We start from the raw sequence: 15162 nt of genomic DNA, 5'->3' as shown, positions 1-15162 counted from the left end.
CGGTGGCCACGCACCCCGCGCCTCCCCAGGCGCCCCCGAAACCCACCTGGGACCCCAGGAAGGCGGCACCCCCCTTCCCGCTCCTGCGGCCGACCATCCGGATACGGCTCACGCTGCTGTACGGCGGCATGTTCCTGATCGCCGGCATCGTGCTGCTGTCGATCATCTACCTGCTCGCCGCGAACGCCATGAACGTGGGCAGCGACCTGCCCTTCAAGATCCTTTCCGGCCAGGTCGCGAGCGAGACCTGCAACTTCCCGGGCTCGCCGACCGCGAACGAGCTCAACCAGGCCATGAACGCCTGCGTCAACGAACAGCGCCAGCACGCCCTGGACAACCTGCTCAGCCGCTCCCTGCTGGCCCTCCTCGGTCTTGCCGTGATCGCCTTCGCCTTCGGGTACGCGATGGCGGGCCGGGTGCTCTCGCCGCTCGGCCGGATCACCCGCACCGCCCGCGCGGTCGCCGGGTCGGACCTGTCCCGGCGGATCGAGCTGGACGGCCCGGACGACGAGCTCAAGGAGCTGGCCGACACCTTCGACGACATGCTGGAGCGGCTGCAGCGGGCCTTCACCGCCCAGCAGCGCTTCGTCGGCAACGCCTCCCACGAGCTGCGCACCCCGCTGGCGATCAACCGCACGCTCCTGGAAGTGCACCTGTCCGACCCGGACGCGCCCGTGGAGCTCCAGCAGCTGGGCAAGACGCTGCTGGCCACCAACGAGCGCAGCGAGCAGCTCGTGGAAGGCCTGCTGCTGCTCGCCCGCAGCGACAACCAGATCGTCGAACGCAAGCCCGTGGACCTCGCCGAGGTCGCCTCGCAGGCGATCGACCAGGTGCACGGCGAGGCGGACGCCAAGGGCGTGCGGATCCGCGGCACCCGCGCGCCGGCGGTCGTCCAGGGCAACGGCGTCCTGCTGGAGCGGATCGCGCTGAACCTGGTGCAGAACGCGGTCCGGTACAACGTGCCCGAGGACGGCTGGGTCGAGGTCACCACCGAGATCCAGCACGGTCAGGCCGTCCTGGTCGTCGCGAACACCGGGCCGGTGGTGCCGGCGTACGAGATCGACAACCTCTTCGAGCCGTTCCGGAGGCTGCGCACGGAGCGCACCGGCAGCGACAAGGGCGTCGGCCTGGGCCTGTCCATCGTCCGGTCCGTGGCCCGCGCGCACGGCGGGCACATCGCGGCGCGGCCGCGGGAGGGAGGCGGGCTCGTGATGCGTGTCACCTTCCCGATCTGACCGTTCGGCGACACACCCGGGGATGTTCGCTTTGCGCGGAACTTTCGGGGAACCCGTCCGGTGGCTTCATGTGTGATCGATCACAAGGGCGATTTTCCGGCTATCCACTCTCCGTGATCATGTGACCGGCCGGAAAGCCCGGAAAATCCGGGTTTTCCAGCGGCTTGATCACGGGAAGTACACGGTGGGACCCCTTTGAAGTGCGACATTCGGACCGTGTACGGTCCCGATCGCCATCCAAGCCGATCACTCGTGAGGAGTCCGGTTGGGTGTCGATTGAGTAACAGACCTTGATGTGAGGCAAAATCTCCGCCTCGGGTCGGGCACAAGTCCGGCCTCTCACGCGTTACGTGCGCTGGAGACACCGCAGACACCCGGAGGGGGAGAGCGACATGGCCACCGATTACGACACCCCACGCAAGACCGACGACGACGTCGACTCGGACAGCCTGGAAGAACTGAAGGCCCGGCGGAACGACAAGTCCGCCTCGGCCGTTGACGTCGACGAGTTCGAGGCCGCCGAAGGCCTGGAACTGCCCGGCGCCGACCTCTCGAACGAGGAACTGGCCGTCCGTGTGCTGCCCAAGCAGCAGGACGAGTTCACGTGCATGAGCTGCTTCCTGGTACACCACCGCAGCCAGCTGGCCCGGAAGAAGAACGGTCAGCCGATCTGCCGCGACTGCGACTGAGGCGGGGTCGGCCGTGACTGGCTCGACCCCACCTCGGAAGCGCCGCTTCCCCTGGGGAGCGGACTCGGGGCCGTCCGACGGCCCTCAGGGCGTGCGTGACGACGAGCGGGGCTCCTCCGGTACGGGACCCGTCCCCACGGAGCCGGCCTCGCTCGAACCGGCCGGTGACCGGGCTGAACTCCCGGTGCCGGCTCACGGTCCCGCGCCCGCCGCCAGGCGGCGGGCTGCGGTGATCCGGGACAGGGCCACAGAGCTGGCCAGGGAAGGCGTCCGCAAGGGCGGCGGACACGCCAGGGCGGGTCTCGGATACCTCGCCGACCGGATCATCGATCTCGCCCCGCGCATCCCCGTACGCGACCTGGCGACGCTGCGCAAGCAGTTCCCGGGCCTCGGCCCCGAACAGATCGCCGACAAGCTCGTCGCGGGCGCGGCCAACGCCTCGGCGACGGTCGGCGCGGGTGTGGGGGCCGCGGCGATGCTTCCCGTACCGCCCGCGATGCCCGCGGAACTGGCCGCGGAGATCACCGGCGTCGCGGCGATAGAGCTGAAGCTGATCGCCGAGCTCCACGAGGTCTACGGCGTGCGGCCGGCGGGCAACGTGATGGACCGCAGCAGCGCCTATATCAAGTCCTGGTCGGAGGAGCGCGGGGTCGACCCCATGAAGCCGGCCTCGATCAACTCCGCGCTCGGCCGGCCGGTGAAGCGCGAGCTGCGCCAGCAGATCATGAAGCGCATGGTGCGCAACCTGCCGAACCTGATGCCGTTCATGGTCGGGGCCGCGGTCGGCGCCGTCATGAACCGGCGGGACACCAAGAAGCTCGCGGCGCGCATCCGGGCGGACCTGCGCAGGATGCAGGTGCCCTGGGACCGGCTGACCGAGCTGCCGCCCCTGGAGCGGCCCGCGGACGCGCTGCCGATGGACGTCGGCCGGCAGGAGGAACTCGGGCGCTGAGCGGCCGAGCTCCGGTGGGCGCACCCGGCGGCCCCGGGCGCTGTGGTCCGAGGACCTGCGGGCCGGGCGCCGCGCTTCGAGGGTCTGCCGTCCGGAGGCCTGTCGTCGGAAGGCCTGCCGCTCGCGGGCCGGCCGTTCGGAGGGTTGCCGTCGGAAGGCCTGCCGCTCGCGGGCCGGTCGTTCGGAGGGTTGCCGTCCGGGTCGGGCGGATCAGGCCGCGGCCGCTTCCCGTGCCGTCCTGATCGCCTCCGCCAGCCGCTGCGGCTCGCGCGTCGACAGGTACAGGTACGGCGTCGGGTCCACGGGGTCGGTCACCTCGACCCGCACCGCCGTGGGGACGTAGGCGCGCAGCAGCATGAAGGCGCGGGTGTCGGCCTTGTGCGTGCGCCAGGCCCGGGCCTCCTGCGGGTCGAGGACCTCCACCTCGCCCAGCGCCGTGACGGGCACCTTCGCCTCGCCCGCGACCAGCGAGCCGCCCACCACCCGGATCCGCACCGAGCCGTACGAACTGGCCACCACCGCCGCCGCGGCCGTGCCGCCGACCAGGCCGCCCAGCAGCGGCAGCGTGCCGAACGGCAGCAGGATCAGGGCGAACGAGAGACCGACCAGGAGACTGATCAGCCACCAGGAGCGGGGCGCGGTGAGGCGTTCTTCGTACGGGGTGGCGGAGAGCTGCATGACGTCAAGCTTGGCACGGTGTCCGTGGGTCCCCGACGCGCGGGTAAGGTCTGCGCCTGTGAGTGGTACATCCCCGGTTCTGACACCCCCCGCCGGCGCACGGAAGCCGGTGCGGCACGACGACGCGCCCGCGCCCGGCGAACTCCTCGGCGCGCACTACGGCCAGTGCTTCGGCTGCGGCGGCGAACAGCCGCACGGGCTGCACCTGGCGGCGCGGGCCGGCGAAGGGGTGTCGATCACCGCCGAGTTCACCGTCCGGCCGGAACACCAGGGCGCCCCCGGCCTCGCGCACGGCGGGGTGCTCGCCACCGCCCTGGACGAGACGCTCGGCTCGCTGAACTGGCTGCTGCACACCATCGCCGTGACCGGCCGGCTGGAGACCGACTTCGTCCGGCCGGTGCCGGTGGGCACCACGCTGCACCTCGCGGCCGAGGTGACCGCGGTGGCCGGGCGGAAGATCTACTCGACCGCGACCGGCCGCGTCGGCGCTCCCGACGGCCCCGTCGCGGTCCGTGCCGACGCGCTCTTCATAGAGGTCGGGATCGACCACTTCGTCGACCACGGCCGCGCGGAGGAGATCCGGGCCGCCATGAGCGACCCGGACCAGATCCGGCGCGCCCGCGCCTTCGAGGTGAACCCGTGAGCCGCGCCCCCCTGAACGTGCTCGTCCGGCGCGTCGACCCGGACGTACCGCTCCCGGCGTATGCGCACCCCGGTGACGCGGGTGCCGATCTGCGCACCACCGAGGCGTGCGAGCTCGCGCCCGGCGAACGGGCCGTGCTGCCCACCGGGGTGTCTGTGGCGCTGCCCGAGGGGTACGCGGCCTTCGTGCACCCACGCTCCGGTCTCGCCGCCCGCTGCGGTGTCGCCCTCGTGAATGCCCCGGGGACGGTTGATGCCGGGTACCGTGGGGAGATCAAGGTGATCGTGGTGAATCTCGACCCGCGCGAGAGTGTGCGGTTCGAGCGCTTCGACCGGGTTGCCCAACTGGTCGTCCAGCAGGTCGAGAGGGTCCGCTTCCAGGAGGTGGCGGAGCTTCCCGGCTCGGCGCGGGCCGAGGGGGGCTTCGGGTCCACCGGCGGCCATGCCGCGGTGGGCGACGGGGGCGGCACAAGCGGTCATGCCGCCGTCGGCGGCAAGGCGGGTGGGAATCGATACGCTGCGGTCGTATCCGACCGGGAAGGACAGTGACGTGTTCGGACGTCGCAAGAAGAAGGGTGCCGCCGAGGACGCGGCCGGCGAGGCCGAGCAGGTCGTCGACAGCGTCGACGCTGAGGCGGACGACGAGGTCGGTCGCGAGCGGGTGCGGCTGGAGCCGGGGCCGCGTCCCGACGGGCCGTGGGACAGCACCGAGGTGCGCGACCCGGCCGAGGGCCGGGTGGACCTGGGCGGGCTGTTCGTGCCGGGCGTGGACGGCATGGAGCTGCGGGTCGAGGTCGCGGGTGACGCGATCGTCGCGGCGACCGTCGTGCTCCGGGACAGCGCCGTCCAGCTCCAGGCCTTCGCCGCGCCCAAGCGCGAGGGCATCTGGGGCGAGGTCCGCGAGGAGATCGCCGCCGGCATCACCCAGCAGGGCGGCATCGTCGACGAGGTCGAGGGGCCGCTGGGCTGGGAGCTGCGGGCCCAGGTGCCGGTGCAGCTGCCGGACGGCACGGGCGGCTTCCAGGTCGTCCGGTTCGTCGGCGTGGACGGGCCCCGCTGGTTCCTGCGCGGTGTGATCTCGGGTCAGGGCGCGGTGCAGCCGCAGGCGGCCGGGCTGCTGGAGAACGTCTTCCGGGACACGGTCGTGGTCCGCGGCGAGGGACCGATGGCGCCCCGCGACCCCATCGTCCTCAAGCTGCCGAACGACGCGCAGATGGTCCCCGAGGGCGTCCAGCAGGACGACCAGGGCTCCCGCTTCTCCGGCGGCATGGGCCAGCTCCAGCGCGGACCGGAGATCACCGAGGTCCGCTGAGACGGCGGACAGCGGCGAGACAACGGCAGAACCGACGAGGGCCGTACCCCGGGTGGGGTGCGGCCCTCGTCGCCGCACGGGGCGGGCCTGCGGGTGTCCACGGCGCAGCCGCGGCGGAAGCCGGGGGGCGGACCTCTCGCGTCCGCGGCACCGCGTCACGGAGCCCGGGACGGACCACCGGTTCGAGTGGTGAGAGGGGACCGGCGGGCCGGTTCGGGCGGCGGCACCGGGGTACGAGACGGGGGGTAGGTTGCTGTCAGTCACCCCGGTAGGCTTCAGACATGAGTGCTGTTCCTCGTTCCGAAAAGCCGGTGGGCCGGTTCCGGCGCATGCTCGACCGGCTCTCCTCGTCGCAGGAGGACCTGGAGTCCGAGGAACTGCGGGAGGACGCCGAGACCGCGGGCTGTACGCGCATCGGTGACTGCCATGACCGGCAGATCGTCACGGTTACTGGTACCTTGCGCACGGTCACGCTGCGTCCGCGCGCGGGCGTCCCGGCCCTGGAGGCCGAGCTGTTCGACGGCTCCGCCGCACTGGACGTGGTGTGGCTCGGCAGGCGCTCCATCGTTGGGATAGAACCGGGGCGCAAGCTGATCGCATCGGGCCGGATCTCGATGAGCCGGGGCCGCCGGGTGCTGTTCAACCCCAAGTACGAACTGAGACCCCTCGGACGGGAGTAGCCGGTGACGTCGCTCGACAAGCCGACTGAACACACCGAAGACACGGAGCACGAAGCCCGGGCAGTGACGGAGGCCGCGCTGTTCGAAGCCTTCGGCGGCGTGCGGGGCATGATCGAGACGGTGGTGCCGGGCCTCCTCTTCGTGTCCATCTTCACGATCAACAAGGACCTGCACCTGTCGGCGCTCGCCGCGCTGGGCGTGTCCCTGCTGCTCGTCGTGGTCCGCCTGGTCATGAGGGACACCGCGAAGCACGCCTTCAGCGGTGTCTTCGGCGTCGCGTTCGGTGTCGTCTTCGCGATGATGACCGGCGACGCCAAGGACTTCTACCTGCCGGGCATGCTCTACACGCTGGGCCTGGCGCTGGCGTACATCATCACCGCGCTGGCCGGTGTCCCACTGATCGGCCTGATGCTCGGCCCGGTCTTCAAGGAGAACCTCTCCTGGCGCACCCGCAACCCGGGCCGCAAGAAGGCCTACGCCAAGGCGAGCTGGGCGTGGGGCCTGATCCTGCTCGCCAAGTCCGCGATCCTCTTCCCGCTGTACTGGTGGGCCGACACCACCCAGTTCGGCTGGGTGCTGGTCGCGCTGAAGATCCCGCCCTTCCTGCTGGCGGTATGGCTGACCTGGGTCTTCCTGGCCAAGGCGCCGCCGCCCATCGATGTCTTCGCCGAGATGGAGGCGGAGGAGAAGCGCCGCGAGGCCGAGGCCCGGTCCTCGGCCGGGTAGGCGCCGGACCGTCGACGAGAGGGGGCGCCCTGCGGACCGCAGGGCGCCCCCTCTCGTCGTGGGACGGACGGCCTCAGTCGGCCGGGTGCTCCCGGCGGACCGACAGCAGGTCCTCCAGCTGCTCCTCACGGGCCTGCGCGGCCACGAAGAGCAGTTCGTCGCCCGCCTCCAGGGAGTCCTCCTGGGTCGGGGTGAGCACGCGGGTGCCCCGGATGATGGTGACCAGTGAGGTGTCCTCGGGCCACTCCACGTCGCCGACCTGGGTGCCGGCCAGGGCCGACTCGTCCGGCAGGGTCAGCTCCACCAGGTTGGCGTCGCCGTGGCTGAAGCGCAGCAGGCGGACCAGGTCGCCGACGCTCACCGCCTCCTCGACCAGGGCCGACATCAGGCGCGGGGTGGAGACCGCGACATCGACGCCCCAGGCCTCGTTGAACAGCCACTCGTTCTTGGGATTGTTGACGCGGGCGACGACGCGCGGGACGCCGTACTCCGTCTTGGCCAGCAGGGAGACGACCAGGTTCACCTTGTCGTCGCCCGTCGCGGCGATCACGACGTTGCAGCGCTGGAGCGCCGCCTCGTCCAGGGACGTGATCTCGCAGGCGTCGGCGAGCAGCCACTCCGCCTGCGGGACGCGCTCGACCGAGATGGCGGTCGGCGCCTTGTCGACGAGCAGCACCTCGTGGCCGTTCTCCAGCAGCTCACCGGCGATCGACCGGCCGACCGCGCCGGCTCCGGCGATGGCGACGCGCATCAGTGACCGCCTCCCGTCATGGGCCCCTCGGCGAACGCCGCCTCGACCTTCTCCACATCGTCACTGCGCATCATCACGTGCACCAGGTCGCCCTCCTGAAGCACCGTCTGCGAGGTGGGCAGTATGGCCTCGCCGAGGCGGGTGAGGAACGCCACCCGGACCCCCGTCTCCTCCTGGAGCCTGCTGATCTTGTGGCCGACCCAGGCGCTGGAGGCGTGCACCTCGGCGAGCTGGACGCCGCCGGTGGGGTCGCGCCACAGCGGCTCCGACCCGGACGGCAGCAGCCGGCGCAGCATCTGGTCCGCCGTCCAGCGGACGGTGGCGACGGTCGGGATGCCGAGGCGCTGGTAGACCTCGGCACGGCGGGGGTCGTAGATGCGGGCCGCGACGTTCTCCACGCCGAACATCTCGCGGGCCACCCGGGCGGCGATGATGTTGGAGTTGTCGCCGCTGGAGACCGCGGCGAAGGCGCCGGCCTCCTCGATGCCCGCCTCGCGCAGGGTGTCCTGGTCGAAGCCGACACCGGTGACCCTGCGGCCACCGAACGAGGAGCCCAGTCGTCGGAAGGCGGTGGGGTCCTGGTCGATCACGGCGACCGTGTGCCCCTGCTGCTCCAGGGTCTGGGCGAGAGCGGACCCCACTCTGCCGCAGCCCATGATGACGATGTGCACGACCGTCCTTCCGAGGTCAGGAGATGTTGACTTGGCTTGAAACAGGGTCTCAGACCGCTGACCAAGCTACACACGCGCGGTCCGCGGCGGGGACCCCCGTGCACGGTTTCGCCCCTGATCAACGGCGGCTGATGCTCCAGACACTGAGGACGGTGAGGATGCCGAGGCCCACCAGGGCGGCGGTGGCGCCGATGAGCTCTGCGGTCGCGGGCATGGAGCCTCCAGCAGGTCGGGGAGCGGTCACACGACGAAGGTTTTGTCATATAGGCATGAAGATGTCGGCGCCCGCCGGACCCCTGGCCTGACCTGCCGGGTTTTTCACCCGGGGGGCAGATGCGGGGAGGCTGGTGGGCGACTTCCAGGTCGAAGGCATACGATCCTCTGTTGTGTCCAAACTGACCGACGTGCCCAAACGGATCCTGATCGGGCGCGCACTGCGCAGCGACCGGCTGGGCGAGACGCTGCTGCCGAAGCGCGTCGCACTTCCCGTCTTCGCCTCCGACCCGCTCTCCTCCGTGGCGTACGCGCCCGGCGAGGTGCTTCTGGTCCTGTCCATCGCGGGCCTGTCGGCCTACCACTTCAGCCCCTGGATCGCCGCCGCGGTCGTCCTGCTGATGTTCACGGTCGTCGCCTCCTACCGGCAGAACGTGCACGCGTACCCGAGCGGCGGCGGTGACTACGAGGTCGCCACCACCAACCTCGGCCCCAAGGCCGGGCTCACCGTCGCCAGCGCCCTGCTGGTCGACTACGTGCTGACCGTCGCCGTCTCCATCTCCTCCGGCATCGAGAACCTCGGCTCGGCGATCCCGTTCGTCGTCGAGCACAAGGTGCTCTGCGCGATGGCCGTGATCCTGCTGCTGACGCTGATGAACCTGCGCGGGGTCAAGGAGTCGGGCACGCTCTTCTCGATCCCTACGTACGTCTTCGTCGCGGGCGTCTTCATCATGATCGCCTGGGGCTCCTTCCGCGGTCTGGTGCTGGACGACACCATGCGGGCGCCGACGGCCGACTTCGAGATCAAGCCCGAGCAGCAGGGGCTCGCCGGCTTCGCCCTGGTCTTCCTGCTGCTGCGGGCCTTCTCCTCCGGCTGCGCCGCGCTCACCGGCGTCGAGGCGATCTCCAACGGCGTCCCGGCCTTCCGCAAGCCCAAGTCGCGCAACGCCGCGACCACGCTGACGCTGATGGGCGTGCTCGCCGTCACCATGTTCTGCGGCATCATCGGCCTCGCCATGGCGTCGGACGTGCGGATGGCCGAGAACCCGGCCCACGACCTGCTCGACAACGGTGTGCCGGTCGGCCCCGGCTACGTCCAGAACCCGGTCATCTCGCAGGTCGCCGAGGCGGTGTTCGGCCGTGGCAGCCTCCTGTTCGTCGTGCTGGCGGCGGCCACCGCGCTGGTGCTGTTCCTCGCCGCGAACACGGCGTACAACGGCTTCCCGGTGCTCGGCTCGATCCTCGCCCAGGACCGCTACCTGCCGCGCCAGCTGCACACCCGCGGCGACCGTCTCGCCTTCTCCAACGGCATCGTGCTGCTGGCCGGCGCCGCCGCCCTGCTGGTGTGGATCTACGAGGCCGACTCCACCCGGCTGATCCAGCTGTACATCGTCGGCGTGTTCGTCTCCTTCACGCTCAGCCAGACCGGCATGGTCCGGCACTGGAACCGCCATCTGGCCACGGAGACCGACCCCGCCGAGCGCCGCCACATGGTCCGCTCCCGCGCGATCAACGCCTTCGGCGCCTTCTTCACCGCCCTGGTCCTCGTCGTCGTCCTGGTCACCAAGTTCACCCACGGCGCCTGGGTCGCGCTGCTCGGCATGGTGATCTTCTACGCGACGATGACCGCGATCCGCCGCCACTACGACCACGTCGCCAAGGAACTCGCCGCCCCCGACGGCCCGAGCGACGACAGCCTCCGCCCCTCGCGGGTGCACTCGGTGGTCCTCATCTCCAAGATCCACCGCCCGGCGCTGCGTGCCCTGGCCTACGCCAGGCTGCTGCGCTCGGACACCCTGGAGGCGCTCAGCGTCAACGTCGACCCGGCCGACACCAAGGCACTGCACGCGGAGTGGGAGCGGCGCGGGATCGACGTACCGCTGAAGGTGCTGGACTCGCCCTACCGCGAGGTCACGCGGCCGGTCATCGAGTACGTGAAGAGCCTGCGGCGGGAGTCGCCGCGGGACGTGGTGTCCGTGATCATCCCGGAGTACGTGGTCGGGCACTGGTACGAGCACCTGCTGCACAACCAGAGCGCGTTGCGGCTGAAGGGCCGGCTGCTGTTCACGCCCGGTGTGATGGTGACGTCGGTGCCCTACCAGCTGGCGTCGTCGGAGGTGGCCAAGAAGCGGGCCCGCAAGCGGCAGGAGTGGAACGCGCCCGGGTCGGTGCGGCGCGGGCCGGCGCAGGAGCGCCCCCGGGAGCCCAGCGGCAAGGAGTGAGCGGGCCGCCGCCCGCGCGCCGGCGCTGGGCGTCGGCGGGCGGGGGAGCACGTAGACTGGTGGGCTGTTGTCCGGTCGTACCCCCTCTCGTATCTGGAGCGCCCCCGCCATGCAGGCAGAACCGAAGAAACCGCAGGTGGGATCGCTCGTCGGGGAGGAGTACGAGGTCGAGGTCGGCCCCGTCGCCCATGGCGGGCACTGCATCGCGCGGACCGAGTCGGGGCAGGTGCTGTTCGTCCGGCACGCGCTGCCCGGTGAGCGGGTCGTCGCCCGGGTGACCGAGGGCGAGGAGGACGCCCGGTTCCTGCGGGCGGACGCGGTCGAGGTGCTCTCGGCGTCCAAGGACCGCATCGAGGCGCCCTGCCCCTACGCCGGGCCCGGCCGGTGCGGCGGCTGCGACTGGCAGCACGCCAGGCCGGGGGCGCAGCGGCGGCTGAAGGGCGAGGTGGTCGCCGAGCAGCTGCGGCGGCTCGCCGGGCTCACGCCGGAGGAGGCGGGCTGGGACGGCACGGTGATGCCGGCCGAGGGCGACAAGCTGCCGGCGGGGCAGGTGCCGCAGTGGCGGACGCGGGTGCAGTACGCCGTGGACGGCGCGGGGCGCGCGGGTCTGCGCCGGCACCGCTCGCACGAGGTGGAGCCGATCGACCACTGCATGATCGCGGCCGAGGGCGTCAGCGAGCTGGGCGTCGAGAAGCGCGAGTGGCCCGGCATGGCGTCGGTCGAGGCGATCGCGGCGAGCGGGTCGCAGGACCGGCAGGTGATCCTCACACCGCGGCCCGGGGCGCGGCTGCCGATCGTGGAACTGGACCGGCCGGTGTCGGTGATGCGGGTCGGTGAGAAGGACGGCGGCGTGCACCGCGTCCACGGGCGCCCCTTCGTCCGGGAGCGCGCCGACGGGCGGACCTACCGGGTCGGCTCCGGGGGCTTCTGGCAGGTCCACCCGAAGGCGGCCGACACCCTGGTCACGGCCGTGATGCAGGGCCTGCTGCCGCGCAAGGGCGAGATGGCGCTGGACCTGTACTGCGGGGCGGGCCTGTTCGCGGGCGCGCTGGCCGACCGGCTCGGCGAGTCGGGCGCGGTCCTCGGCATCGAGTCCGGCAAGCGGGCGGTGGAGGACGCGCGGCACAACCTCGCCGGCTTCGACCGGGTGCGGATCGAGCAGGGCAAGGTCGAGTCGGTCCTGCCGCGCACGGGGATCACCGAGGCCGACCTCATCGTCCTGGACCCGCCGCGGGCGGGCGCGGGACGCCGGACGGTGGAGCACCTGGCGTCGCTGGGGGCCCGGCGGATCGCGTACGTGGCGTGCGACCCGGCGGCCCTGGCCCGGGACATCGGGTACTTCCGGGACGGGGGGTACCGGGTGCGGACGCTGCGGGTGTTCGATCTGTTTCCGATGACGTCGCACGTGGAGTGCGTCGCGATTCTTGAGCCCGCCATGAAGGGGATCTGACCTGCGGTTTTGTTGCGCTCTGCAGGTGTGGCCGGTTGTTCTCGACCTGTTCCCCGAAGTGCACGACGTGAAGCGTGCCGTGTGTGCGGCGAACACTGTCTGACCTGGGGGGCCGCCTGTGGGCCGGGAGGTGGTGCGGTGTGCCCGCGCGGGTGGCGCGGCAATCCCCGTGCCCACGGCGCGGCAGTCTTGACGCTCAGCTGACGCTCGCCCTGATGGCCCGTCACTGAGCGAGGTCCCGGGTTGTCGCCCGTGGTGCACCGCCATCATGGTTCACGATTACCTGAGTTCAGGATTCTGTGTATTGTGATGGCCATGCTGCAACTCGCCACCGACCTCGACGCGCTGACCCGATTCGGCCGGGCACTCGCGGACCCGATCCGCTGCCGGATCCTGCTCGCCCTGCGTGAGGCGCCGGCCTATCCGGCCGACCTTGCCGACGCTCTCGGTGTCTCGCGGACCCGGCTGTCGAACCATCTCGCGTGTCTGCGTGACTGCGGTCTGGTCGTTGCCGTCCCCGACGGTCGCCGCACCCGCTACGAGCTGGCCGACGAGCGCCTCGGGCACGCGCTGGACGACCTGCGGACCGCGGTGGTGGCCGTGGAGACCGACCGGTCCTGCGCGGACGCCGGGACGAAGGGCTGCTGCTGAGCGTGAGCGCGGACATATCCATATCCCTGGGCCCCGGTCCCGCCCGGCGTGAGGCCCTCGCCCGCCGGATCCGGCTGCTGGTCGCCGCGACCATCACCTACAACGTCATCGAGGCGGTCGTCGCCCTCACCGCCGGCACGATCGCCTCCTCCACGGCCCTGATCGGCTTCGGCCTCGACTCGGTCATCGAGGTCTCCTCCGCGACCGCGGTCGCCTGGCAGTTCTCCGCCCGCGAGCACGCCACGCGTGAGGCGCGGGAGAAGACGACCCTGCGGGTCATCGCCGTCTCCTTCTTCGCCCTCGCCGCATACGTCGCCTTCGACGCGGTCCGCGCGCTGACCGGTTCCGGCGAGGCGGACCGCTCGATCCCGGGCATCGTCATCGCGGCTCTGTCGCTGGCGATCATGCCGTTCCTGTCGGCCGCCCAGCGCAAGGCCGGCCGTGAGCTCGGCTCCGCTTCCGCGGTCGCGGACTCCAAGCAGACGCTGCTGTGCACCTACCTGTCCGCCGTGCTGCTGGTCGGTCTGGTGCTTAACGCCACCCTCGGCTGGTCCTGGGCCGACCCGATCGCCGCCCTCGTGATCGCCGCAATCGCGGTGAGGGAAAGGCCGGGACGCCTGGCAGGGCAAGGGTTGCTGCGCGCCCGCCGCAGTCCCCGCCCCCGTTATGTTCTTCGCGGTCCTGCAAGAGGGCCGCTGGCCTCCGGGCTCGGCATGACTGTGTCCCCCTGTCGAAGGCATGACCTGGGGGGTGGTGTCACCGGGTCCGGGGGTGTCCGTCGGAGACGCTGATCAGAGGTCCGGCCACCGCCCGGTCCGGTGCAATGCCGGACGGTTCGCGGGCGGCAGGTCTGCATAACGTGGATGCGCGAGCACGACACCCGAGCTGAGGCCGGCACCACCAACGCCACTGGAAGGGCGCGATGTTCGAGATCGAAGACGTGGGCGTGTTCCTCGGCCTGGACGTCGGCAAGTCCGCTCACCACGGCCACGGGCTGACCCCGGCCGGGAAGAAGGTCTTCGACAAGCCGCTGCCCAACAGCGAGCCGAAGCTGCGGGCCGTCTTCGACAAGCTCGCGGCGAAGTTCGGCACGGTCCTGGTCATCGTGGACCAGCCCGCCTCGATCGGCGCCCTGCCGCTGACCGTGGCCCGGGACGCCGGCTGCCGCGTCGCCTACCTGCCCGGCCTGGCCATGCGCCGGATCGCCTACCTCTACCCCGGCGAGGCCAAGACCGACGCGAAGGACGCGGCCGTGATCGCGGACGCCGCCCGCACCATGCCGCACACCCTGCGCTCGCTGGAACTGACCGACGAGATCACCGCCGAGCTGACCGTGCTGACCGGCTTCGACCAGGACCTCGCCGCCGAGGCCACCCGCACCTCCAACCGGATACGCGGCCTGCTCACCCAGTTCCACCCCAGCCTGGAACGCGTCCTGGGCCCGCGCCTCGACCACCAGGCCGTGACCTGGCTGCTGGAACGCCACGGATCCCCGGCCGCCCTGCGCAAAGCCGGACGCCGCAGACTCGTCGAACTCATCCGGCCGAAAGCCCCGCGCATGGCCACCCGGCTGATCGACGACGTCTTCGACGCCCTGGACGAGCAGACCGTCGTCGTCCCCGGCACCGGCACCCTGGACATCGTGATCCCTTCCCTGGCCGGCCAGCTCGCCGCCGTCCACACCCAGCGCCGGGCGATGGAAGCCCAGATCAACAGCCTGCTGGAGGCCCACCCTCTTTCCAAGGTCCTGACGTCGATGCCCGGCGTCGGCGTCAGGACCGCCGCCGTCCTGCTGGTCACCGTCGGCGACGGCACCAGCTTCCCCACCGCCGCCCACCTCGCCTCCTACGCCGGCCTCGCACCCACGACGAAATCGTCCGGGACCTCGATCCACGGCGAACACGCACCCCGAGGCGGAAACCGCCAGCTCAAACGCGCCATGTTCCTCTCCGCCTTCGCCTGCATGAATGCCGATCCAGCCTCCCGCATCTACTACGACAAGCAACGAGCCCGCGGCAAAACCCACACCCAAGCCCTCCTCCGGCTCGCCCGCCAACGCATCAGCGTCCTGTTCGCCATGCTCCGCGACGGCACCTTCTACGAATCCCGCACGCCCGCGGACGTCGAGCTCGCCGCATAACCCCAGCAACCCCGAACCACCCCAAACCCGACAGGGATGCCTTGACCAAAGACATAGAGGCACCCCCCCGCCCTACGGCCGCCGCTTCCGGATGCGGTTGCGCAGGGTCTATCATGATTTAGGTGTTTTTAGGCCCTTTGGCCTGCAGGT

The 15162-nt window shown here is 71.2% G+C and carries 15 protein-coding genes and 1 pseudogene; 13 read left to right on the top strand and 3 right to left on the bottom strand.

Annotated features, from left to right (window positions below; all coding sequences use genetic code 11):
• The first annotated feature begins 2 nt into the window (after positions 1-2).
• The 3 genes from ACFF45_RS06810 to ACFF45_RS06800 all read left to right on the top strand — a co-directional run bounded on the left by ACFF45_RS06810 (position 3) and on the right by ACFF45_RS06800 (position 2876).
• Complete coding sequence (locus ACFF45_RS06810) at positions 3-1235, top strand: sensor histidine kinase (RefSeq protein WP_381343268.1); 1233 nt, start codon at positions 3-5, stop codon at positions 1233-1235.
• A 392-nt stretch (positions 1236-1627) separates the two neighbouring features.
• A complete protein-coding gene (locus ACFF45_RS06805; protein ID WP_381343265.1) occupies positions 1628-1924 on the top strand; it encodes a DUF4193 domain-containing protein in 297 nt (98 codons plus the stop codon).
• 13 nt (positions 1925-1937) lie between these two features.
• On the top strand, positions 1938-2876 hold the full coding sequence (locus ACFF45_RS06800; RefSeq protein WP_381343263.1) for a hypothetical protein: 939 nt from the start codon (positions 1938-1940) through the stop codon (positions 2874-2876).
• Positions 2877-3086: 210 nt separating this feature from the next.
• Here ACFF45_RS06800 and ACFF45_RS06795 read toward each other — a convergent pair whose 3' ends face one another.
• The gene (locus ACFF45_RS06795) at positions 3087-3554 is read right to left on the bottom strand and encodes a DUF3093 domain-containing protein (RefSeq protein WP_381343260.1); all 468 of its coding nucleotides are present in this window, start codon (positions 3552-3554) and stop codon (positions 3087-3089) included.
• Positions 3555-3612: 58 nt separating this feature from the next.
• On the opposite strand from ACFF45_RS06795, the gene ACFF45_RS06790 reads away from it, so the two are divergent.
• The 5 genes from ACFF45_RS06790 (at position 3613) to ACFF45_RS06770 (ending at position 6914) form a co-directional block, all read left to right on the top strand.
• Complete coding sequence (locus ACFF45_RS06790; RefSeq protein ID WP_381343258.1) at positions 3613-4197, top strand: PaaI family thioesterase; 585 nt, start codon at positions 3613-3615, stop codon at positions 4195-4197.
• Positions 4194-4745: a dUTP diphosphatase gene (gene dut, locus ACFF45_RS06785; protein ID WP_381343255.1), complete on the top strand. Its 552-nt coding sequence runs from the start codon at positions 4194-4196 to the stop codon at positions 4743-4745. Before ACFF45_RS06790 ends, dut begins: the two co-directional genes overlap by 4 nt.
• Before the next feature lies 1 nt (position 4746).
• On the top strand, positions 4747-5508 hold the full coding sequence (locus ACFF45_RS06780) for a DUF3710 domain-containing protein (protein ID WP_381343253.1): 762 nt from the start codon (positions 4747-4749) through the stop codon (positions 5506-5508).
• A gap of 281 nt (positions 5509-5789) precedes the next feature.
• Positions 5790-6188 (top strand): OB-fold nucleic acid binding domain-containing protein, encoded by a 399-nt coding sequence (locus ACFF45_RS06775; RefSeq protein ID WP_105968602.1) that lies wholly within the window; start codon positions 5790-5792, stop codon positions 6186-6188.
• Positions 6189-6191: 3 nt separating this feature from the next.
• Positions 6192-6914, top strand: a complete 723-nt coding sequence (locus ACFF45_RS06770) for a DUF3159 domain-containing protein (protein WP_381343250.1) — start codon at positions 6192-6194, stop codon at positions 6912-6914.
• A gap of 73 nt (positions 6915-6987) precedes the next feature.
• Here the strand turns inward: ACFF45_RS06770 and ACFF45_RS06765 are convergent, their stop codons facing one another.
• Complete coding sequence (locus tag ACFF45_RS06765; protein WP_381343247.1) at positions 6988-7665, bottom strand: potassium channel family protein; 678 nt, start codon at positions 7663-7665, stop codon at positions 6988-6990.
• Positions 7665-8336, bottom strand: a complete 672-nt coding sequence (locus ACFF45_RS06760; RefSeq protein WP_381343244.1) for a potassium channel family protein — start codon at positions 8334-8336, stop codon at positions 7665-7667. Before ACFF45_RS06760 ends, ACFF45_RS06765 begins: the two co-directional genes overlap by 1 nt.
• 386 nt (positions 8337-8722) lie before the next feature.
• Between ACFF45_RS06760 and ACFF45_RS06755 the strand changes: the two genes are divergently transcribed.
• The 5 genes and pseudogenes from ACFF45_RS06755 to ACFF45_RS06735 all read left to right on the top strand — a co-directional run bounded on the left by ACFF45_RS06755 (position 8723) and on the right by ACFF45_RS06735 (position 15012).
• The gene (locus ACFF45_RS06755) at positions 8723-10771 is read left to right on the top strand and encodes an APC family permease (RefSeq protein WP_381343241.1); all 2049 of its coding nucleotides are present in this window, start codon (positions 8723-8725) and stop codon (positions 10769-10771) included.
• Between the two features lie 109 nt (positions 10772-10880).
• A complete protein-coding gene (locus ACFF45_RS06750; RefSeq protein ID WP_381343238.1) occupies positions 10881-12221 on the top strand; it encodes a class I SAM-dependent RNA methyltransferase in 1341 nt (446 codons plus the stop codon).
• A 315-nt stretch (positions 12222-12536) separates the two neighbouring features.
• Positions 12537-12872, top strand: a complete 336-nt coding sequence (locus tag ACFF45_RS06745) for an ArsR/SmtB family transcription factor (protein ID WP_381343235.1) — start codon at positions 12537-12539, stop codon at positions 12870-12872.
• A 2-nt stretch (positions 12873-12874) separates the two neighbouring features.
• Positions 12875-13589: pseudogene (locus tag ACFF45_RS06740) on the top strand (cation efflux transmembrane domain-containing protein).
• Between the two features lie 205 nt (positions 13590-13794).
• Positions 13795-15012 (top strand): IS110 family RNA-guided transposase, encoded by a 1218-nt coding sequence (locus ACFF45_RS06735; protein ID WP_381343232.1) that lies wholly within the window; start codon positions 13795-13797, stop codon positions 15010-15012.
• The last annotated feature ends 150 nt before the right edge of the window (positions 15013-15162 follow it).

This window comes from Streptomyces cinereospinus, from assembly GCF_042430725.1.
Taxonomy (GTDB): domain Bacteria; phylum Actinomycetota; class Actinomycetes; order Streptomycetales; family Streptomycetaceae; genus Streptomyces; species Streptomyces cinereospinus.
Note: the sequence above shows the minus strand (reverse complement) of the source record. Positions and strands in the feature narration are given on the sequence as shown.

What these genes read in the sequence shown, in the direction of transcription:
- ACFF45_RS06805 (WP_381343265.1), top strand. Translation starts at nt 1,628, where the DNA reads ATGGCCACCGATTACGACACCCCACGCAAGACCGACGACGACGTCGAC.
- ACFF45_RS06795 (WP_381343260.1), bottom strand. Translation starts at nt 3,554, where the DNA reads ATGCAGCTCTCCGCCACCCCGTACGAAGAACGCCTCACCGCGCCCCGC.
- ACFF45_RS06775 (WP_105968602.1), top strand. Translation starts at nt 5,790, where the DNA reads ATGAGTGCTGTTCCTCGTTCCGAAAAGCCGGTGGGCCGGTTCCGGCGC.
- ACFF45_RS06765 (WP_381343247.1), bottom strand. Translation starts at nt 7,665, where the DNA reads ATGCGCGTCGCCATCGCCGGAGCCGGCGCGGTCGGCCGGTCGATCGCC.
- ACFF45_RS06750 (WP_381343238.1), top strand. Translation starts at nt 10,881, where the DNA reads ATGCAGGCAGAACCGAAGAAACCGCAGGTGGGATCGCTCGTCGGGGAG.
- ACFF45_RS06745 (WP_381343235.1), top strand. Translation starts at nt 12,537, where the DNA reads ATGCTGCAACTCGCCACCGACCTCGACGCGCTGACCCGATTCGGCCGG.
- ACFF45_RS06735 (WP_381343232.1), top strand. Translation starts at nt 13,795, where the DNA reads ATGTTCGAGATCGAAGACGTGGGCGTGTTCCTCGGCCTGGACGTCGGC.